This window comes from Chitinimonas naiadis, assembly GCF_054780835.1.
The window spans coordinates 49,910-70,690 of the sequence record NZ_BAAGVO010000001.1; the positions used below are offsets into that span (position 1 = coordinate 49,910).

The window sequence follows — 20,781 nt, forward strand, 5'->3', positions numbered from 1 at the left end:
TCCCCGGCGGCTGGCGGACTTGCCTTGCCTATCCGGGGCGGGCCGGCGATTTCTGCGGTTTCCGTGGCGGCGGTATTTTGCTCGTATAATCCGCAGCTTCCGAAACACTCACAGATTTGCATCATGGAACTCGCCAAGAGCTTCGAACCCGGTGACATTGAGCGCCGCTGGTACCAACAATGGGAATCGGCTGGCTACTTCAAGCCCAGCATGGATACGTCGGCACCATCCTTCAGCATCCAGCTGCCGCCGCCCAATATCACCGGCACCCTGCATATGGGGCATGCGTTCAACCAGACCATCATGGATGGCCTGACCCGCTACTACCGCATGAAGGGCCATAACACTCTGTGGGTGCCGGGCACCGACCATGCCGGTATTGCCACCCAGATCGTGGTGGAGCGTCAACTGGCCGAGCAGAAGGTCAGCCGCCATGACCTGGGGCGCGAAGCCTTCATCAGCAAGGTCTGGGAGTGGAAGGACAAGTCCGGCGGCACCATCACTAGCCAGATGCGCCGCATGGGCTGCTCGGTGGATTGGGACCGTGAATACTTCACCATGGATTCGGTCCGTTCCGAGACCGTGACCGAGGTGTTCGTCCGCTTGTTCGAGCAAGGCCTGATCTATCGCGGCAAGCGGCTGGTGAACTGGGACCCGGTGCTGGGTACCTCGGTGTCGGACCTGGAGGTCGAGAACGTCGAGGAAGACGGTAGCCTGTGGCATATCCAGTATCCGCTGGTCGATGGCAGCGGCCATCTGACCGTGGCGACGACCCGCCCGGAAACCATGCTGGGCGACGTGGCGCTGATGGTGCACCCCGAGGATGAGCGTTATATCGGCCTGATCGGCAAGCTGGTCCGGCTGCCGCTGACCGGGCGCGAGATCCCGGTGATCGCCGACAGCTACGTGGAGAAGGAATTCGGTACCGGCGTGGTCAAGGTCACCCCGGCGCATGACTTCAATGACTATCAGGTGGGCAAGCGGCACAACACCCAGCTGATCAACGTCATGAGCCTGAAGGCCACCATCCTGCCCGAAGCACAGGTGTTCGGCATCGATGGCACGGCACAGGGTACGCTGCCCATCCCGGCCGGCTATGCCAACCTCAGCGTCAAGGAGGCCCGCAAGGCCATCGTGGCGGATCTGGAAGCGCAAGGGCTGCTGGAATCTGTGAAACCGCACAAGCTGATGACGCCGCGCGGCGACCGCACCGGTTCGGTACTGGAACCCATGCTGACCGACCAGTGGTTCATGGCCATGAGTCGCGTGGGTGAAGGCGACCCGACCGGCAAGACCATCGCCGAGAAGTCGATCGAGGCGGTCGAGAGCGGCCAGGTCCGTTTCGTGCCCGAGAACTGGGTCAATACCTACAACCAGTGGATGAAGAACATCCAGGACTGGTGTATCAGCCGCCAGCTGTGGTGGGGGCATCAGATCCCTGCCTGGTACGACGAGCAGGGCAACGTCTACGTCGCCCGCAACGAGGCCGATGCCGCCCGTCAGGCCGGTGGCAAGGTGCTGCGCCGTGACGATGACGTGCTCGATACCTGGTTCAGCTCGGCGCTGGTGCCGTTCAGCACACTGGGCTGGCCGAACGAGACGCCGGAACTGAAGGCCTTCGTGCCGTCCAGCGTGCTGGTGACCGGCTACGAGATCATCTTCTTCTGGGTTGCCCGGATGATCATGATGACGACCCACTTCATGGGCAAGGTGCCGTTCAAGGATGTCTACATCCACGGCATCGTGCGCGACCATGAAGGCAAGAAGATGTCGAAGTCGGAAGGCAACGTCATCGACCCGGTCGACCTGATCGATGGCATCGCGCTACCGGAACTGGTGGGCAAGCGCACCACCGGCCTGCGTCGCCCCGAGAAGGCGCCGCAGATCGCCAAGGCGACCGAGAAGCTGTTCCCTGAGGGCATCCCCGCCTACGGCACCGACGCATTGCGCTTCACCATGGCGAGCTATGCCACGCTGGGCCGCAATGTGAACTTCGACTTCAAGCGGGCCGAAGGCTATCGCAACTTCTGCAACAAGCTGTGGAATGCCACGCGCTTCGTGCTGATGAACGTCGAGGACAAGGATTGCGGCCAGGATGAGTCGCTGCCGCTCGAGTTCAGCTTCGTCGACCAGTGGATCATCAGCGAACTGCAGAAGACCGAGATCGCGGTGACCGAGGCGCTAGATACCTACCGCTTTGACCTCGCCGCCCAGGCGATCTACGAGTTTGTCTGGAACGAGTATTGCGACTGGTACGTGGAGCTGGCCAAGGTCCAGATCCAGAACGGCAACGAGGCACAGCAACGTGCCACCCGCCGGACCCTGGTGCGCGTGCTGGAAGTGGCGCTGCGGCTGGCCCACCCCATTATTCCGTTCATTACCGAAGAACTGTGGCAGACCGTGGCCCCGCTGGCCAACGCCAGGAAGGCCGAATCGATCAGCTTGGCCCAGTGGCCGGTTGCCCAGCCGGAGAAGATCCAGGCTGACGCGGTCGCCCGCATGGGCGATTTCCGCGCGCTGACCATGGCGGTGCGGACCCTGCGCTCCGAGATGAATCTGGCCCCGTCGCAACGGGTACCGCTGTTCATCGAAGGTGCCGAAAACGAGTTGGCCGAGTTCTGTCCTTACCTTCAGTTGCTGGGCCGTCTGGCTGAGGTCGCGGTGGTAGCGCAGCTGCCGGCCGATGACGCACCGGTGCAGGTGGTCGGCGGTACGCGGCTGATGCTCAAGGTCGAGATCGACAAGGCGGCCGAGAAGATTCGCGTCGGCAAGGAAGTGGCGCGGCTGGAAGGCGAGATCGTCAAGGCGACCGCCAAACTGGCCAACCCGGCGTTTGCCGACAAGGCGCCCGCCGCCGTAGTCGAACAGGAGCGGGCGCGTCTGGCCGGCTTCAGCGAGACGGTCGAGAAGCTCAAGGCGCAGTTGCTGAAGCTGGAAGGCTGATCGAGCCACAATGGATGGCTAGTGTGAAAAAGCCCAGCGTTTGACGACGCTGGGCTTTTTCATGGGCGGCCATAGTGCATCCGGCCAAGCTTGAAGGTGTGAGTATTTGCATGTCATAGACGGGCGCTTGCATGCAGAATCCCGGCCTGTCTGCGGGTTACTGCCTGCGAGCCGTCATTATTAGAGGAGGAATCGTAGTGAAAAACAAACTGATCAAATCATGCGCTACTGCCGTGTTGCTGGGTACGTTGGGCCAGCCTGCCATGGCGGGTCTGCTCGATAGTCTGGGCAAGGTGACAGATACGATCAAGAAGGCGTCCGATGCAGTGCAATCGACCGGCGCACCGGTGGGTGCCAACCCGCAGACCGGCCAGCGTACTCCGGCGAATTCTGGCGCGAGCTACCAGCTGCCTATGGGGCTGGATGCCTATCCCAAAGCGGATCTGAAGAAGCGCATCGATAACCCATTCGATTCGGTCTATATCCCGCTGGTGGTGCCGATCAACGGCCCGGATGGTTATCTGGCGCCCTATACCGCGCAGGTCGAAGGGCGAGTTACGATGCTGCAATACGAGCACCGCACGGATGACAGCCCTGCACTGATCCTGCGCCACTACCAGGCCTGGCTGACGGCGCAGGGTTTCGAGATGCTGACCGTTTGCGCCATGCCCTGCCGTGCGCTGGAATCCGGTTATAGCTGGGCGACGGTGACGGATGCCTCGCGCCGTATCGATAACAACTACCTGCCGTCCCGGCCGGGCTATATCGCCGCCTACAAGCCGGGCAGCATGGTGCTGGTGGGTGTGGGTAGCCATCTGAACCAGTTCACCTCCTTCGTGAAGGTGGTGGATGGCAGGGTGTTGGATCTGAGTGCCTGGACCCGGCTGACCTCGCCCCAACAGGCGGCCGTACCTACGTCTGCATCGACCGGCACGGCTACGACTGCTGCAGCCAACGGTACGGGCGGTAATGCCCGTCCGCCGGCAGACTGGGACGGTCCTGCCGACTGGTTTGGCAAATATGGCTGGCAATGGGACCGTATGCCGGCTGGTCTGAAATTGACCAAGACCGATTTCCTGAATCTGCCCGCGGTTGAATACTACGCTGATGCTGTCGGCAACCTGCCCAGCGCCGGCAAGCTCAAGTCGACCGATGCCATGGTGTACAGGGCGAACTCGCGCAATGGCTTTGTGCTGGTCGGCACGCCCAAGGGGGACGTCTGGGTGGACAGTCGGCAAGTCCGGCCGATTTCCGCCAAGGTTGAAGGTGCCCAGGCGGCCGTGGCCGGCGTGAGCGCTGCCCTGGCCTCGGCCAAACCCTCTGCCAGCGCATTTCAGGATGGTGCTGAGCTGGTACTGAAGCTCAAGAGTGCCAAGCTGCTCGCTTCCCCCTCAGCGGATGGCAAGGTGGTGGCGATGCTGGGGAGTGCCGATGGCCTGGTCTACATGGGTGCCGAAACGGGTGGCTATCTGCAGGTCACAACCGCACAAGGCGATGGCTGGGTCGACAAGCGCCTGGTCAAGCTGCCCTGACGGGTACGCCGGCATGGCGGTGCTAGGCCGTGCCGGCGCGCAAAACAATAAATAGGCCGCAATGACGGCCGCGAGGCGGGAAAAACCATCATGACGAAGCAATCTCGTCGTATCTGGTCGTTATTACTGGCGGTCGCCAGTCTGGTGCTGCTTGCCGATGGCGCGAGCATCACCAGTACTGAACAGGCCGCGCGCACCAACAGCTATGGGTCGGTTGCGCTGTTCGACTTGCCGCTCTTCCCCGGAACGACTTACGCGTCCGGCCTGCTGGGTGGTGGCCAGGTGACCCGGGAACCCAGGCTCAAGACGCGTATCCCCATTTCCACGGTCTATCAGCATCCCAAGCTGGGCTGGACGGCCGACTTCATGGTTCCGTTCGAAGGGGAAAGCTGGTACCAGCGCGCTAGCTACCCCCGCGGCGATGCGGCACGCATACGTCAACACTACGAGCGCGTGCTGGCCGAGCGAGGGTTCGAGCTGATCCACAGCTACGATTGCGACTTGCAGTGCAATAAGGGAGAGGGCGTCGGCACGCCACGCCCACTGGAGGAGTATTTTCCGGTGATGCAGGCGAGCCTGAATACAGGGTTCATCTTCCGGGCCTCGTCGGACACGCTCGATATCCGCTACACGATCTATAGCAACAAGGCGAACGGCATCGTCCTGCTGGGTACCAAGCAACTGCGGGAGGGTGAGGCTGTCGTCGATCTGTATGTGGCCAAGGGGCGCATGTTGGATACCAGCCTGTTTGCCAAGCTGCAGCAAGCTCATCCGATGGGGCGCAGGTTGGAGCGGGTCGCAGTGGCGGCGGAAGCCGCCCAGGTTATCGAAGGCAGCATCCGTTTCGTTCGCAGCGCCGAGGTGCCGGCATTGCTTGAACGGTCTCGTGGGCCGCTGGTCTTGCTGTTCAGTTCCTTCGACCCGAACTGCGGTTACTGCGTGCGCGGTAATGCCAGCTATCAGGCGCTCGCCGCGCAATATGGCGGACAGGTGCAATTTGTCATGGCGCACTGGGAGCCCTACGGTGGCTTTGGGTCGGATCCGCTGGCACAGCGGTTCGAGATCAAGGGCGTACCGACCGCGCTGCTCATGATCGACGGCAAGCTGACGCAGCGTGTCGCCGGGGAGTGGTCCTGGACGGTTCTGGCGCAGAAGCTGTTCGCCGGTACGCTCTGGATGCAGGCCGCGCCGATGCCGGTTACGCCGCCCGCCGTCCGTCCCGCCGTACCCGCCGTCGCATTGCCCTCGCTGCCAGCCGGGTTACTGGCAGTGTTGCCGCTTGCGCAGCCCTATGCCGACGGCGCGGAGCTGGTGGGCAAGATCGACAATATCAAGCTCTACCAGGGGGCTGCCGATGATGCCAAGGTGCTGGCCCTCCTGAGCCGCCTAGATGGCCTGGTGTTCATGGGAGTCGAACAGGCCGGCAGGTTGAAAGTGGATAGCGATCAGGGAGAGGGCTGGGTGGACAAGCGGCTGGTCAAGCTGCGCTGAGGCCCGCTGTGGCAATATCGCCGGGTCTTCCCCGCCGATGATATCGCTCATGTCCAAGCAATCGCGCCTGTATGGCGCCCTGTTGATTCTGCTTTCGGCGGCCTGTTTCGGTGTCATGCCCTTGTTTGGCCGTGTGGCCTATGCGGCGGGTGCCGATGCCCAGGCCATCTTGCTGCTGCGCTTCGGCATCGCGGCGGCTTGCCTGGTGCTGATCATGTGGCTGCGGCGTATTGCCTGGCCCCGCGGCCGACTGGCGCTGGGGCTGCTGGCCATGGGGGCCATCGGCTACGCCGGGCAGGCCTTCAGCTATTTCTCGGCACTGCGCTACGCCAGTGCCTCCCTGACCGCCTTGCTGCTCTATACCTTTCCGGTGATCGTGACCCTGATCGCTGCTGTCTGGCTGCGTGAGCCGCTGACACGGCGCAAGATCGTGGCGCTGCTACTGGCCTGTGGCGGCTTGGCGCTGACGGTGGGCGATGCCCTGTCGGGGTCTGTCACCGGGATCGCCTTTGGCCTGTCGGCGGCGCTGATCTACTCGGTCTATATCGCCGTCGGCACCCGGCTGACGCCGCAAGCCGGTGCCATCGCCAGCTCCGCGCTGGTCATGCTGGGCGGAACATTGACCTTCGCGCTGGTGTCCATCGTCCATGCCCCGGCCTTGCCGCAGACAGGCGGGGGCTGGTTGGCGATTGTTGCGATCGGGCTGTTGTGTAGCGTAATCGCCGCACTTGCCTTCTTCGCCGGGCTGGCGCGGCTGGGGGCCTCTGAAGCCGCCATGCTGTCCACTTTCGAGCCAGTCGTCACAGTGGTATTGGCCGCCTGTCTGCTGGGGGAGCGATTGACGGCCTCGCAGTGGATCGGCGGCGCGGTTATCATCGCTGCCGTCCTGCTGCTGGCGCGTTCGCCCGCGTCCGGCACGCCACCGGAATAATTCAATGGCCCTGGCAAAAATCGCCACGGGCCGCCTTCGAGGGAATACCCATGTTCTACAAAGACGTCGTCCCCCTGGACGCCAAGCAGCATGCCGACCTGCGTCTCAGCCTGGCGCAGAATTATGTCTACGCCAGCCAGGTGCACGCCGTACCGGTCGTTGGTGGCGAGTTCAACAACCTGCTGCGTGAATACGCCATCGTGTTCGCCGAGTCCGGTGATGACACCTACACCCCGACCGTGATGCTCGGCCTGAAGACCGAAGAGAACCTGTTCGTCGACGCCGACGGCAAGTGGGATGCCCAGTACGTTCCGTTCTTCGTGCGTCGCTATCCTTTCGTGACGGTGGAAGTCGAGAACAACGATGCCGTGCTGTGTATCGAAGAAACCGCTGCCCGCGGCATCCAGCGCGAAGAAGATGCACTGGTGTTCGAGAATGGCCAGCCCAGCGAAGCCATGAAGCAGTTCGCCAACCTGATGTTCCAGTCGCGTGACGATGCCAACCGCTCCCGCGAGTTCGGTACCGAACTCGGCAAGGCCGGCCTGCTGCGCCAGGTATCGGCTTCGGCGCAACTCCCGTCCGGCGAAACGGTCAGCATGGACGGCATGTGGGTCGTTGATGAAGAGAAGCTGCGTGCTCTTCCTGGCGCCAAGGCAGAAGAGTGGCTGAAGAACGGCATGCTGTCGCTGATCTACGCGCACCTGTTCTCGCTGAGCAACCTCGAAGGCCTGGTCACCCGCCTGCAGGCTCGCGTCGCAAACTGATCGCCTGTCGTCGGCCATGGTGGCGGGCGTCTCTGGACTATGCTGCTTAATTGATGCCGCTTGTCATGATGCCCCGCTACCTTGCCTTGCTACTGCTCACCTTGCCGCTGTATGCCGAGACCCTGGTCCAGGCCTGCGGTGGTGAGGTGGAGTGGGTGCCGTCCAGCTATTTCAAGCGCCAAGATGGCAAGAAGACCGGCGAGATTGCCGGCTACTCCCCCGACGTACTCAATGCCGCCCTGGCAGAGAGTGGTTATCGGGTGGAAATCACGCTGCTCCCATGGACGCGGTGTCAGCGCGAGGTCCAGGATGGACTGCGCTTTCAACTGGCGATGGGGGTGCAATACAGCGAGGAGCGAGCCAGGCTCTATCGCCTGAGCGCGCCGTACCTGCGCTTCCAGCCCGCCTATTTCTACCGACGTGACCGCTTCCCGCAGGGACTGGATATCCAGCACCTGTCGCAACTGGGCAGCTACCGCGTCTGCGGCCTGCTGGGTTACAACTATGCCTTTACCGGCCTGAGGCCAGAGCAGATCGATACCGGTGCGCTCGATTACGCCGCCGCGCTGGGCAAACTGGCGCTGGGCCGTTGCGATATGCTGATCGAGACGCTGGAGGTCATGGCCGGCCAGCGTCGGCTGGGCCGCCTGCCGGGGGACGCCAGCGTGCTGGAAGGACGGCCCTTGCCCGAGGTGGCGCCGGTGGTGGCCCATTTCGCGATCAGCCCCCAGATGCCGAACGGCAACGATTTCCTGCGCCGCCTGGATGAGGGCGTCGCCCGCTTGCAGCGCAGCCGGCAACTGGCCGAGTTGCTACGTCGCCATACTGAGAACTGATGCTTTCCCTGCTTGCCGATCACACCAGCTTCCTGCTGGTCAACAAACCTGCCGATCTGAATTTCCATCGAGAAGACAACGAGGCGGGCCTGCTCGAACTGCTGCGCGAGCAGACCGGCCATGACAACCTGCATGCCGTACATCGCCTGGACCGCCTGACGTCCGGCTTGCTGCTGGTTGCCAAGGGACCGCAGGCTGCTGCGCGTTTTGGCGAACTGTTCAGCAGTCGGCAGATCGGCAAGTACTACCTGGCGCTGTCGGACCGTAATCCCAAGAAGAAGCAGGGCGGTATCAGCGGCGATATGGAGAAGGGGCGCAATGGCAGTTGGCGCCTGCTCAACCGGCAGGATGATCCTGCCAGGACCCAGTTCTTCACTGCAGGCCTGGGCAACGGCCTGCGTGGCTTCATCCTGCGTCCGCTGACTGGCCGTACCCACCAGTTGCGGGTGGCGATGAAAGCCTTGGGCAGCCCGATACTGGGGGACAGCCGCTATGCCGGCAGCCCGGCTGACCGAGGTTACCTGCATGCCTATGCCCTGGCGTTTGTGCTGGATGGCGAGGCGTTCCGGTTTGTGTGCCCGCCCGACGTCGGCGAGCATTGGCAGACTGCCGAATGTCAGGATGTTTTGCGACGTTTTACCAATCCCTGGACTTTGGCTTGGCCCAAGGGCTAGTCAGGTCTATCGTGTACATCCTCAGCATGAGATGCTGAGATGAGAGACATCGCTGCGTACAAGGTGGCACTCAGTCACCGGCGGCGACATCACCAAGCCTGAAGGAGTGTGGAAATGGGTCTGTGGAACAAGTTGACCAATGAGTTTATCGACATCGTCGAGTGGACCGAGGACCGTCCGGAAGTGATGGCACATCGTTTTGAGCGTTATCAGAACGAGATAAAGCACGGTGCCAAGCTGACGGTGCGCGAAGGTCAGCTGGCGGTTGTGGTCAACGAGGGTCAATTGGGCAAGGGCCAGGTGGCGGATGTATTCACGCCCGGCATGTACGAGCTCAATACGGCCAACCTGCCAATACTGGCGACGCTCAAGGGCTGGAAGTACGGCTTCAACTCGCCGTTCAAGGCGGAGGTCTATTTCTTCAATACCCGCAAGTTTACCGACATGAAGTGGGGTACGGCTGGGCCGGCCACCATGCGTGATCCGGAGTTCGGCGCGGTGCGGGTGACTGCGTTCGGCCTCTATGTGATTCGTATCGTCGACGCCAAGACTTTCCTGGTCGACCTGATGGGTACCAAGGCGGAGTTCACCACCGAGGATATCGAGGCCAACCTGCGCGGCAAGGTCGGCTTGCGCATCAAGGAAGTGATGCCGGAAATCGGCGTGCCGGTCATCGATCTGGAAGGCAAGGTCACCCTGGTGGGCGACAAGATCCGTGAGCGTATCGCAGCCGATTTCACCGCCATGGGCCTGGAACTGTGCGAGATCCAGGTACAGGACATCGGCCTGCCGGAAGAGGTCGAGAAGGCCATCGACCAGCAGGGTGCGATGCGTGCGATCGGCAATATGCAGCAGTTCGGCCAGTACCAGGCCGCCCAGGCAATGCGCGATGCAGCGCAGAACCCCGGCATGGCGGGCAGCATGATGGGCATCGGCGTCGGCGGCATGCTCAACCAGAACATGGGTAACCTGTTCCAGCAGCCGAGCCAGGCCGGTGGGGGTATCTCGGGCACGGCGCCAGCCGCCGCTGCGCCAGTGCCGCCGCCGATTCCCGGCGCGGTGAGCTTCCATGTTGCGGTGAACGGGCAGCAGACCGGGCCGTTCGATCTGGCTGCGCTGCAGGCGCAACTGGCTGACGGCAGTTTTGGTCGCGATGCTCTGGTCTGGAAAGCCGGCATGGCCGCCTGGGGCAAGGCGGGCGAGCAGCCCGAGCTAGCTGCCCTGTTTGCCAACGTACCACCCCCGTTGCCGATGTAGGTCCTCATGTCCTTTTTCTACCGCTTCCTGGTGCTGGGGATGTTGGTGTTGGCGCCCGCCGTCATGGCGGCGAGCGCCGATCCCGTGCGCATTGCAGCGGTGGAGGAGGACGAGGGGACTGAACGCGTGTTCGAATCGGTGGTGCGGGAGGCTTACCGGCGTATCGGCCAGCCTGTTGACCTGGTCTACATGCCGGCCTCGCGTGGGCTGATGATGGCCAATTCGGGCAAGTCGGATGCGCTACTCGCGCGCCTGCCTGTGATCGAAGAGGCTTTTCCGAACATGCGGCGGGTGCCGACTTCGATTGGCGCCATGACCTTTCTGGCGGTCAGCCTGAAGCCCCAGGTCAAGGTGAGCAACTGGGAGTCGATGCGCAATCTGAATATCGGCATCCGTCGTGGCTACCGGATTGCCGAGATCAAGACAGCCGGCATGAAGGTCAGCCTCGTCGACTCCTATGGCGCCATGTTCAAGATGCTGGTTCAGGAGCGTGTCGACGTACTGGTGATCCGTGAGCCTGGCCTCGGTCCTACGCTGCGTAGCCTGAAAGCGGCCGGCGTGCTGAGCGGATCGGAGCAGTTTCATTCCGCCGTGCTGGAGAGTCTGCCTGCCTACCACTACCTCCATGTGGACCGGAGCGGGTTGATTGCGCCGCTGGATCAGGCGCTGAAAGCCATGCTCAAGGAAGGGGTCATGGAGCGGGCCCAGCGTGAGCAGGCCGGTAGCTGATGTGCCGCGTGACTGTGCTTGATGATCGATGATCCTTCCTGCCTTGCCTATTCCGGCGGGCTTGACCTGCCTTTCCCCCAAAAATCACTCGTTACCTCGCTGCCTGCCGGTGAGGTTTGCCTGTTCTGACTGGACGCATGCATGAGCACGACGACCTATCCCTGCCGCCAATGCGGCGCCAAGCTTGAATTTGCCCCTGGCCAACATGCCCTGAAGTGCCCGTATTGCGGCTCAGAGAATGCCATCGAGGTGGCAGATGCCAATACCGCCTTCGCGGCAGTGGATGAGTTGGACTACCAGGCCTATCTGGCCCGCGCCGCGGGCAACGAGGCAGAGATCGAGCGGCAGACGGTGAAATGCCCCGGTTGCGGTGCAGCCTCGCAATTGCCAGCCAATACCACGGCGGACCGCTGTCCTTTCTGTGCGGTGCCACTGATTGCTGCCAGTGCCTATGCCCATCGAACCATACAGCCACGTGCCGTCGCGCCTTTTGCGGTCAAGGAGGCGGACGCACGCCAGCGTTTCAAGGACTGGATCAGTGGCCTGTGGTTTGCACCGAATGCCCTGAAGCAGGCCTACCGGGCGGCCACGGGGCTCAAGGGCATCTACCTGCCCTATTGGACCTATGACACCGATACCGAGACGCGCTACAGCGGCGAGCGTGGTGACTACTACTATGAGACGGAACGCTATGTCGAGAATGGCGAGACCAAGACCCGCGAGGTAAGGCGTACCCGCTGGTCGTTCGTATCGGGCCAGGTGGCGGTGAGCTTCGACGATGTGATCGTGCCGGCTAGCCAGTCACTGCCCAAGGAGTATCTGGATAATCTCGAGCCCTGGCGCCTGAATGAACTGCAACCTTATCGGGAAGACTATCTGGCGGGTTTTACCGTGGAGGCTTACCAGGTGGGGTTGGAGCCTGGTTTCCAGGCGGCGACCGAGCGCATGGAGGGGCCGATACGGTCCGCGGTCAGTCGCGATATCGGTGGTGATGAGCAGCGCATCTCCAGCCTGTCGCCGCGCTATCTGGACATTACCTTCAAGCACATTCTGTTGCCGATCTGGTTATCGAGCTACCAGTACGACGGCAAGACCTGGCGCTTTCTGGTCAACGGCCAGACTGGCGAAGTGCAGGGCGAGCGGCCGTGGTCGGTCTGGAAGATTGCCTTTGCGGTACTGGCGGCGCTGGTCGTGCTGTTCATCGTCTACCTCTACGCCAGCAAGCACGGCTGAGTCCGTTGCAGTGTGTGTTGCCCATGAAAAAGGCTGCCTGTGGGCAGCCTTTTTCATGGTGTTACCAGTGGCTATCGCTTACAGCGGCGGGTGATGGCGGGCGAGAAATTCATCGATCTCCCGCGTGACGTCATCCTTGGCCTTGCCATAACGCTGCTGCAGCGCGCCGACCCATTGTTCACGCCGGCCGCCGATGCGGTCGATGTCATCATCGGTCAGCTCGCCCCAGGCGGCGCGGACCTTGCCTTTCAATTGCTTCCATTGACCTTCGACGATGTCCTTGTTCATGAGGAAGTCCTTTCGATTGGTAGGGAAGGGGGGTGAGTTGTGGCCAGGCTCAGGAGAGCGGCGGCTTTCGACCCATCAGCAGGAAGGCCACCGCCAGGACCAGACCGGCCAGGAACAGCAGCTGCGCGGCCCAGACAGCGGTGCCGGCGATGCCGCCGAAGCCCAGTACGGCGGCGACGATGGCGATGATGAAAAACACGGCAGCCCAATAGAACATGATGGTGCCCTCCGGATATCGGCACAGGGTGTCAGTGATTGACGCCCTGTCCTGACGGGATCAAGCGCGGGATCAAGGCCTGGTTCAGTTCTGAACCTGGATGGCCTCGCGCACTTCCTTCACGCCTTGCACACGCCAGGCGAGGTCGATGGCCTTGGCCTTGGCGGTCTGGGTGGCATTGCCCCACATGCGGACTACGCCGCTGGTGGTCTCTACCTGGATCTGCGCACCGGCCAGGGTCTGATCGCCTTGCAGTGCGCTCTGGATGGCGCTGGTGATGGTCTGGTCGTCCACGACGACCTGGCTGGCTGCAGGATTGGCGGGCTCGGCCGCCATGGCTGGCGTGGCCAGGGCCAGGAGCAGGGCGGTAGAGAATGCTGAAAGACCGAAATGGGATTTCATGGCATGACCTTTCTAGAGGAGTGGATGGGAATCGCACCCTAGCTATGGCAATTGCCGTGCCTGTTTCAGGTTTCTCTTGTAAATCAGGTGCTTGTAATTTCTACCTGCCTGGCACGCGGGAAAAATTGTCGTGACAAGGCGACAGTCAGGCGCGCCCGGCTGGAATGGATGCCTTCTCCGGGACGTTTTTGACTGTCGCCGTAAAGCGACGGCAGAGCACGCGATTGTTTCGGGATGCGCCTGCAGCAAGGCTCAGGGGGCGGGGCTGGCCGGTTCGGCCGGGTGTTTGTCCAGCTCAAGCAGATCGGGCGGGAGCGGGTGGTCCGGCCATTGCTCACGCAAGCGCTTGAGGAGTGCCCGTGCTGCCGGTTCCTGATGTGTGGCCAGCAGCCGACGGACTTCCTGGATGGTCTGATCGGGGTCCATCGCCAGCTTGCCGATAGGAGCGGCCATCAGGTTCGAACGTTTGGCCAGGCGGCCTTCCTCCTGACGGCGGGCATCGGCCGCGGGGGCCGCTGCCGCGGCCTGATCAGGGCGTGCGACGGCAGAACCGGTGACGCTGATCCTGTCGCGTGGTTTGTCGGCATAGGGCTCCGCCTTGGGGGTCGGCAGTTCGGCCTGCTGCAACGCTGCGACCGGCGCCGGTGCGGGCGCTGCGACGGGTGTCGGTGCAGGTGGCGCGGGTGGTGGCGGAGAGACTATGGCTGGTGGTGCGAGGGGCGCTAGCCTGTCGGCTGCCGAGGGCATGGCGGCATCTGCGCTGCGGGACGGCACAGATTCACGGGCGGGTGCCGCACGCAGCGCAGCCTGGTGGGCTTGTTCGGCTGGCGGCGGGGGGGCGACGGTTTCTGCCTCCGGGCTGCTGGTGTCGGGAGCAGGGGATGGAGCAGGCGCGGTCTCTGCCTGGATCGCCGGCGCGATCGGCATGTCCAGGGTGGCGTCGCCCGATTGTTGCAACTGCCAGCTCAGGCCGACCGCCAGTGTCAGCGAGGCGGCAAGACCCAGCGGCAGGCGCCAGTTGCGGCGTGGCCTGGCCGGAAAGGGCAGTACTGTGGCGGAGGGTTGCACTGCCTCGCGCGCGGCCGCAAGGATGGCAGCATCCAGGGCCGCCGACGGGGACGGGGTCTCCAGTGCCCGGTAGGCGGTACTCAGCGCGGCATCGTCCAGTTCGTCGGGTTTCATCGCTTCCATCTCAGGCTACTCCCGCCAGTACAGACTTGAGTTTGGCGACGGCATAGCGCAGCCGGCTCTTGGCGGTCTCGGGTGCCACGCCGGTCAGGGCGGCGATCTCGTCGAGGCCCATGTCGGCATGCTCCTTGAGCAGGAAGGCCTCGCGCTGGGTTGCTGGCAGTGCCCGCAAGGCCTGGTCCAGTGCCTGGCCGCGTTGCCGTTGCAACAGCTGCTGGGCGGGGTCCGTGCTCGGGTCGGCGGGTAGGCGGGCCAGCGGATCGTCGTCCTGTGATTCGCTGAAGTCCGACAGCAGGGCGGGTTCCTGGTGACGTACGCGATCGATCAGTTTGTTGCGGGCGATGCCGTACAGCCAGGTACGGAAGGCCGCAGTGGGCTGATACGCCTCCCTGGCCTTCACGACCGATAGCCAGGTTTCCTGGAACAGATCCTCCACCCAGGCCGTGCGTGGCGACAGCCGGTGCAGGAAGCCGTACAGGCCTTGCCGGTGGCGGCTGTACAAACGCTCGAACGCCGCAGCATCGCCACGGGCGTAGGCGAGCATCAGGGCGGCGTCATCGTCACTGGCGGTGGGCATGGGGGGCGAGTGTAGCGGAACAGTCTGTCCGCTGTCCGCCAGTTCCAGGCCTGGGCTGTAACCTTCCATAAGGCGGTTCGGTCTCTCCGTGCTGGGTGCCGAGTCCCCGTCATGGCGGGGACCCGGCCGGTCGGCTAGTCGGCGATGCTGGCGGTGGGGGGCTGCTTACCGGTCAAGCCCTGCGCCAGGTTGACCAGGCGGACGAACTCGCCACGGTAGCCAAACGGGTCTTCACCACGCGCACTGCTGGCCAGTGCCTTGATCTGCGGGAAGTCGAAACTGCCCAGGTACTTGCCGCCATCCGCCAAGCGCTGCCCGAAGGCCGCTACCGCGGCGGCAAAGCGGAAGTCCTCGCTGGCCTTCGCCTCAACGGCGGTGCGGCTGATCGGGAAGGCCACTTGCTGGCTGGCTTCGCCGTGGGCCGCCTTGTAGCGCAGCCGCAGATAACCCAGCTCGGCATCCTGGCCACGCAGTTGCGGCTTGTTGACGCCATAGCGCAGTGGTTCCAGCTTGCCGCGTTGCCCGGCGAGGGTGATCTCGTACAGGGCAGTTACCCGATGGCCCGCACCGATTTCACCGGCATCCACCTTGTCATTGCTGAAATCCTCGCGCTTGAGCGCCCGGTTCTCAAAGCCGATCTGGCGGTACTCGAGCACGGCGTTCGGGTTGAACTCCAGTTGTATCTTCACGTCGTGCGCCACGGTGGCCAGGGTGGAGGTGAATTCGTCCACGAGCACCTTCTGTGCCTCGTTGATCGTGTCGATATAACTGTAGGCACCGTCGCCGGCATCGGCCAGCTGTTCCATCAGGGCTTCGTTGTAGTTGCCCTCGCCAAAGCCCAGGGTGGACAGCGACACGCCGCTGCGGCGTTTTTCCTCGACACGGTTTTTCAGGGTCTCGAAGCGGGTGATGCCAACATTGAAGTCGCCATCGGTGGCCAGCAGGATGCGGTTGATGCCCTGTTTGACGAAGCCTTGCTCGGCCATCTGGTAGGCCAGCTCGATGCCGGCTGCACCCGCGGTCGAGCCGCCGGGCTGTAGATTGTCGATCGCGGCGATGATCGCCGCCTTGCGATCACCCGGGGTGGGTTCCAGTACCACCCGCGTGCCGCTGGCATAGGTGACCAGCGCGACATGATCCTGTGGCCGCAGTTGCTTGACGAACAGCTTCAAGGCGTCCTTCAGCAAGGGCAATTTGCTGGGCTCGTTCATGGAGCCGGAAACGTCGACGAGGAAGACCAGGTTGGCGGGGGGCAGGCTGGCCTTGGCCGGGTCGCTGGCCTGAACGCCGATGCGCAGCAGCAGCGTGTCCGGATTCCAGGGGGTGGGGGCCAGTTCGGTGCTGACGGCGAAAGGCTGCGCGTCCTTGGGATGCGGGTACTGGTAGGGAAAGTAATTGACCAGTTCCTCGACCCGTACCGCATCCCGGGGCGGTAGCTGACCACCGTTAAGCAGGCGGCGGACATTGCTGTAGCTGCCGGTATCCACGTCGATGCTGAAGGTCGAGACCGGGGCTTCGGCCACGCGCATGACGCCATGTTTTTCGGTGTGCTGGTATTGCTCGCGGTTTTCCGGCTCGGCCCATGGTTGTGGGGCGGGCGGTGCGATGAAGCTGGCCGGAGCGTGGATCTGGCCGAGCATGCGCTTGTCGCGAGCGCTGTCGGCGGCAAGCTTGCCGAGGCTGGTGCCGATACGGTTGGCCGGTGCCGACGGCGGCGCGGGGCTGATCTCCGGGAGCGCGAGGCTGTCCTTGACGGGGGCTGCCGCGGCAGGGGTGATGGCGGAACCCGTAACGGTCACCGGCTCGGGCTTGGCTTCGGCCGGTGCCTGCGGATTCTGGGTTGAGCAGGCACCCAGACAGCAGGTGATCAGCAGGGCGGTCAGCTTGTTGGTACGGCTTTTCATGGCGGGCTCCTCGTGGCTGGGATGCCCTTTAAACGCCCCGTGCGGTGAAATCGGGTTAAGTGCGGGAAATTTTTTTTCGATCTTGCGTTCAGGGCTCCGGTGCATGGGTTTGCTGTCCCGGTGGAACCGGTGCAAACCAGCCCACCGCCACCAGCAGCAGACCAACACCGATGAAAGACACGATGCGCGCGAGGCCGCCCGCGCTGGCCAGATCGATGAGAAAGAGCTTGAGCACGGTGATGCCGATCAGACCGGCGCCCAGCAGCCAGAGCGAGCGCCAGCCGCGCCGGTTGGCGAGCAACATGGTCAGCAGCGCGATGGTGGTCCAGAGCAGGGACAGTGCGGCGTGGTAGTCCTGGCTGCGCCACAGGGCGCCGGCATCGAAGGGCAGGCCGCCCCAGTGATGGAAGCCGTGGGCCAGCATGGCGTTGAGCCAGCCAAAGCCGGCCAGACTCAGTGCGGCGATGACCGGTCGGCGCTGATGCGTCAGCCTGGCAGCCGGGTAGAAGCCGGTCAGCCATAGCAGCAGACTCGCCATCATCGCCAGCCAGGCCAGGTCCAGCGGGTTCAGCAGCGGTAGCCAGGGTAAGGGCGTCGCATCACCGGTGCTGGCCCAGGGGGCGATCAGCAGCGCCGGCCAGCTCAGCAGGGCGATCAGGGCCGGGCCGTGCCAGCCGTAGTCGCGGCGGTAGCGGCGCAGGGGCCAATCCAGCAGCAGCCTGGGCCGGGCGAGGACAGACAGGATCAGCGCCGGTGCCAGCATGCCGCCCAGCCATATCCAGGCCGAGCCGGTGCCGATACGGCTGCTGGCATCGGCCGCGATCCAGGTCAAGAGGCCGGTCCATAGCCATAGCCCGCTGAGGTGTGCCAGCCGTCGACCGGCGCGTGGCAGGTCCTGTTCATTGAGGCGTAGCGCCAACCACCAGGCGAGGCTTGCCAGCGGCCAGGCCAACCAGCCGGCATCCTGCAAGGGCGTGAGCTGGCTGGCGCTGGCCAGCAGCAGGACGCCGCCCAGTGCCGGTGCGAGCGCCAGCGTGGGGAGTCGGGCGGCAGGCCATTGCAAGGCCCTGGCAAGGCCCTGCAGCAGCACGCTGCTGCCCGCCAGCAGGCCGACCGCCGCCGCGATCTGCCAGCGTGGGTCGGTGAACTGCTCGATGCTGGCAAGGCTGCTAGCCAGCCACAGCAGGAGACCCCATAGCAGCAGCGGAATGTGCAGCGGCCCCTGCTCCCTGGCACGTATCGACGCAGCCAGCCAGGCGGCGATGGCGACCATGACGCCGCCCAGCAGGCTGCCGTTGAGCCAATGACTGGCTCGTGGCAGCTCGCCCAGCTGGAACAAGGCAATCCAGCCTGCGATTAGTATCAGCAGATAGCCCGACCCGCGGCTGAGCCGGCGCTGCTGGCGGCTGCCGAGCCAGACCAGACCGGCGCCTTCCAGCGCCCAGCTGGCGGCGGTCCAGTGTGCGCCACCGGCCAGTGGGATCGCCAGGGTCGCAAACCCGACCATTAGCACGCAGAAGGCCTGCGCCAGCAGGGTCAGGCCGGCTTGCCGCCGCAGCGCTTGCCACAGCAGGCCGTAGACCACGGCCATGCCGGTGGCGGACCAGGCGTCACCATCGGGGTACTGCTGAACCAGGACGGCCTGCAGGCCGAAACCCACCAGCGGAACGCCGAATACCAGGGTGGCGTCGACCGGATCGCGTACCAGCTGGCCCAGCCCTGCCTCCTCCTGCCGCCGTCGGGCGAAGGCGACGGCAAGTCCTATATAGAGTAGCCAGAAGCCGATCAGGAAGGGCTCGGTACTGGCGAACTGGCTGGCCTGGTAGCGCAGCACTCCCCAAGCAGTTGCGATGACAAAGGTGAACAGGAAACCCAGCAGGTTGAGGCCGCGCCACGCCCGGGCGTGGGCGACATAGGCGATGCCGAGATTCAGGATGGCGTAGTAGCTGAACAGCACGACATGGCTGCCCTGGCCGGTACTGGCGAGGATGGGGGCAAGAAAACCCCCGGCCAGACCGATGATGGCCAGGGATTGGGCCGACTGGGTCAGCGCCAGCGCTGCCGAGAAAACGGCCAGGCCTGCCAGCAGGGCAAAGGCGGCGCCGGCCGGTAGCAGGCCGTGCAGGCGAAAGGCGGCGAATACGACCAGGAAGGCGATGCCCAGGCCACCACCCTGCAAGGCGTGGGCGAAGACCGGCTTGGCTTGGCGCTTGCGCCAGCCGAAGGTGATGGCGACACCCGCACCAGCAAGCAGGGCCAGGTAGCGGGATTCGACCGGGAAGCGTACGTATTGGGCGGCGTACTTGAGCAGGAAGGCGGCGCCCATGATCAGCAGCAGTACCCCGACCTTGACCGCTGGATTGCCTTGCAGCAGCCATTGTCCGGCACGCGTGAGCCAGGTCGGGGAAACCGGTGTGCGTGGTCGCACCGGCTCAGGCTCCTGCTGGGGTGGGTGTGGCAGGGGCAGGGGCAGGATGGGTGCGGGTTCTGCCGGCGCCTCAGGCAGGGGAGGTGGCGTATCGGGGAGGGTCAGCTTGGCCGCGTCCGGCGAGGTAAGCGGCGCGGCCTGCGTGACGGGCTCGACAACGACGGCGGGTTCGGCCTGGCGCGGTGCCGGCGTGGCGGGTGACGCCTGGGGGGCTTCAAGGCGTGCCTTGAGTCTGTCGAGCAAGGCGGTCTGCTGGCGTTCGCGGACCAGCAGCCAGCCCACCAATGCACCCAACAGCCAGCCTGACTCGTGTCCGAGTGTGCCGCCCAGCAGCATGCCGACGAAAAGCCCTACCCATGCCATATTCGTGTCCTTGGGTGTTTGTCGTATCTTGGTGGAGCAGGCTGCCTGACGCAAGGCGCATGGCGAGTCCCGGGCGGCTCGCATAGAATCCGCTACCGGACGGTGCGAGATATGCGCCGTGGCCGATACAATCACCGGCAAATGTCACAAGGGATGCGCGCAGCAACATGAAACTGTTCCTGGCTGAAGATGATGCCGTATTGGCGGATGCCCTCCTGACCAGCCTTTCCCGGCTGGGGTTCGAGACCGAGCACGCGAGCAATGGCCTGGATGCCGAGCACCGGCTGCTGGCGGCCGAGTTCGATGCGGTCATTCTTGATATCGGATTACCGGGCCAGAGCGGCCTGGAGTTGCTGCGCAAGGTCAGGGCGGGCAAGCCGACCCTGCCTATCCTGATCCTGACGGCGCTGGATGGCCTGGAGGATCGTGTCGCGGGCCTTGATGCCGGGGCTGACGACTATTTGGCCAAGCCGTTCGAGTTCGTGGAGCTGGAGGCCCGCCTGCGTGCGCTGCTGCGACGGAGCAAGGCGCATGACGAGGTGAAGGACGACGCCCGCTTTGGCTCGCTACGGTTGGACAGGGCAGGGCAGCGTGCCTGGGCGCTTGATGTGCCGCTGGATCTGTCGGCGCGGGAGCTGGCTGTGCTTGATGTGTTGCTGAGCAATGCCGACCGGGTGGTGACCAAGGAGCAGATCGCCGCCGAGCTTGGCGGCGAGGAGCTTGGGGCCAATGCCATCGAGGTCTATGTGCACCGGCTGCGCAAGAAGATCGAACCGGCCGGCGTCGGCGTACGTGCGGTGCGCGGCTTGGGATACCTGCTGGAAGCCCGTCTGGATTGAGCTTTCTTGCTGCGTTGCAATATGGCCGAATTGGCCCGATCGCTTACGCCGTGCTTACAATCCCGTCGTTTGGCCGAACCCTGTGACGGTTTGGCCAGGCGTCGAGGGCAAGCAGCGTTGACCAGTCGCCAGGCGGCCGGTCCGCCGGTGGTGCTGGACCGCCCCCTCTCCGAATCCGCTCATGG

Annotated in this window: 18 protein-coding genes; 11 read left to right on the forward strand and 7 right to left on the reverse strand. The window is 63.9% G+C overall.

The window, feature by feature from the left end; translation table 11 throughout:
• The first annotated feature begins 123 nt into the window (after positions 1-123).
• From ACYVHK_RS00225 to ACYVHK_RS00270, 10 genes are all read left to right on the forward strand, one after another.
• Complete coding sequence (locus tag ACYVHK_RS00225) at positions 124-2,943, forward strand: valine--tRNA ligase (protein WP_460526367.1); 2,820 nt, start codon at positions 124-126, stop codon at positions 2,941-2,943.
• A 197-nt stretch (positions 2,944-3,140) separates the two neighbouring features.
• Positions 3,141-4,475 carry a hypothetical protein gene (locus ACYVHK_RS00230; RefSeq protein ID WP_460526369.1) on the forward strand — a complete coding sequence of 445 codons (1,335 nt, stop codon included), beginning with the start codon at positions 3,141-3,143 and terminating at the stop codon, positions 4,473-4,475.
• A gap of 90 nt (positions 4,476-4,565) precedes the next feature.
• Entirely contained in the window at positions 4,566-5,966 is a 1,401-nt protein-coding gene (locus tag ACYVHK_RS00235) for a thioredoxin family protein (RefSeq protein ID WP_460526371.1), read from the forward strand.
• Positions 5,967-6,015: 49 nt separating this feature from the next.
• Positions 6,016-6,897 (forward strand): DMT family transporter, encoded by an 882-nt coding sequence (locus tag ACYVHK_RS00240; protein WP_460526373.1) that lies wholly within the window; start codon positions 6,016-6,018, stop codon positions 6,895-6,897.
• 50 nt (positions 6,898-6,947) lie between these two features.
• Positions 6,948-7,661 carry a SapC family protein gene (locus tag ACYVHK_RS00245; RefSeq protein WP_460526375.1) on the forward strand — a complete coding sequence of 238 codons (714 nt, stop codon included), beginning with the start codon at positions 6,948-6,950 and terminating at the stop codon, positions 7,659-7,661.
• A 65-nt stretch (positions 7,662-7,726) separates the two neighbouring features.
• A complete protein-coding gene (locus ACYVHK_RS00250; RefSeq protein ID WP_460526377.1) occupies positions 7,727-8,497 on the forward strand; it encodes a substrate-binding periplasmic protein in 771 nt (256 codons plus the stop codon).
• The gene (locus tag ACYVHK_RS00255; protein WP_460526379.1) at positions 8,497-9,171 is read left to right on the forward strand and encodes a pseudouridine synthase family protein; all 675 of its coding nucleotides are present in this window, start codon (positions 8,497-8,499) and stop codon (positions 9,169-9,171) included. Before ACYVHK_RS00250 ends, ACYVHK_RS00255 begins: the two co-directional genes overlap by 1 nt.
• A 114-nt stretch (positions 9,172-9,285) precedes the next feature.
• Entirely contained in the window at positions 9,286-10,428 is a 1,143-nt protein-coding gene (locus ACYVHK_RS00260) for an SPFH domain-containing protein (RefSeq protein WP_460526381.1), read from the forward strand.
• A 6-nt stretch (positions 10,429-10,434) separates the two neighbouring features.
• Positions 10,435-11,157, forward strand: a complete 723-nt coding sequence (locus ACYVHK_RS00265) for a substrate-binding periplasmic protein (protein ID WP_460526383.1) — start codon at positions 10,435-10,437, stop codon at positions 11,155-11,157.
• A 141-nt stretch (positions 11,158-11,298) separates the two neighbouring features.
• A complete protein-coding gene (locus ACYVHK_RS00270; protein WP_460526385.1) occupies positions 11,299-12,390 on the forward strand; it encodes a TFIIB-type zinc ribbon-containing protein in 1,092 nt (363 codons plus the stop codon).
• A 78-nt stretch (positions 12,391-12,468) separates the two neighbouring features.
• Here the strand turns inward: ACYVHK_RS00270 and ACYVHK_RS00275 are convergent, their stop codons facing one another.
• From ACYVHK_RS00275 to ACYVHK_RS00305, 7 genes are all read right to left on the reverse strand, one after another.
• A complete protein-coding gene (locus ACYVHK_RS00275; protein WP_460526387.1) occupies positions 12,469-12,678 on the reverse strand; it encodes a CsbD family protein in 210 nt (69 codons plus the stop codon).
• Positions 12,679-12,727: 49 nt separating this feature from the next.
• Positions 12,728-12,895, reverse strand: a complete 168-nt coding sequence (locus ACYVHK_RS00280; RefSeq protein WP_460526389.1) for a DUF1328 domain-containing protein — start codon at positions 12,893-12,895, stop codon at positions 12,728-12,730.
• An 84-nt stretch (positions 12,896-12,979) separates the two neighbouring features.
• Positions 12,980-13,297, reverse strand: coding sequence for a BON domain-containing protein (locus ACYVHK_RS00285; protein WP_460526391.1), 318 nt, complete (start codon positions 13,295-13,297; stop codon positions 12,980-12,982).
• A gap of 252 nt (positions 13,298-13,549) precedes the next feature.
• Positions 13,550-14,488 carry a hypothetical protein gene (locus tag ACYVHK_RS00290; protein ID WP_460526393.1) on the reverse strand — a complete coding sequence of 313 codons (939 nt, stop codon included), beginning with the start codon at positions 14,486-14,488 and terminating at the stop codon, positions 13,550-13,552.
• A 1-nt stretch (position 14,489) separates the two neighbouring features.
• The gene (locus tag ACYVHK_RS00295; protein ID WP_460526395.1) at positions 14,490-15,131 is read right to left on the reverse strand and encodes an RNA polymerase sigma factor; all 642 of its coding nucleotides are present in this window, start codon (positions 15,129-15,131) and stop codon (positions 14,490-14,492) included.
• Between the two features lie 65 nt (positions 15,132-15,196).
• Positions 15,197-16,966 carry a vWA domain-containing protein gene (locus tag ACYVHK_RS00300; protein WP_460526397.1) on the reverse strand — a complete coding sequence of 590 codons (1,770 nt, stop codon included), beginning with the start codon at positions 16,964-16,966 and terminating at the stop codon, positions 15,197-15,199.
• An 88-nt stretch (positions 16,967-17,054) separates the two neighbouring features.
• Entirely contained in the window at positions 17,055-19,757 is a 2,703-nt protein-coding gene (locus ACYVHK_RS00305; protein ID WP_460526399.1) for a DUF2339 domain-containing protein, read from the reverse strand.
• A 167-nt stretch (positions 19,758-19,924) separates the two neighbouring features.
• Between ACYVHK_RS00305 and ACYVHK_RS00310 the strand changes: the two genes are divergently transcribed.
• Positions 19,925-20,596 carry a response regulator transcription factor gene (locus ACYVHK_RS00310; protein ID WP_460526401.1) on the forward strand — a complete coding sequence of 224 codons (672 nt, stop codon included), beginning with the start codon at positions 19,925-19,927 and terminating at the stop codon, positions 20,594-20,596.
• Positions 20,597-20,781 lie beyond the last annotated feature (185 nt).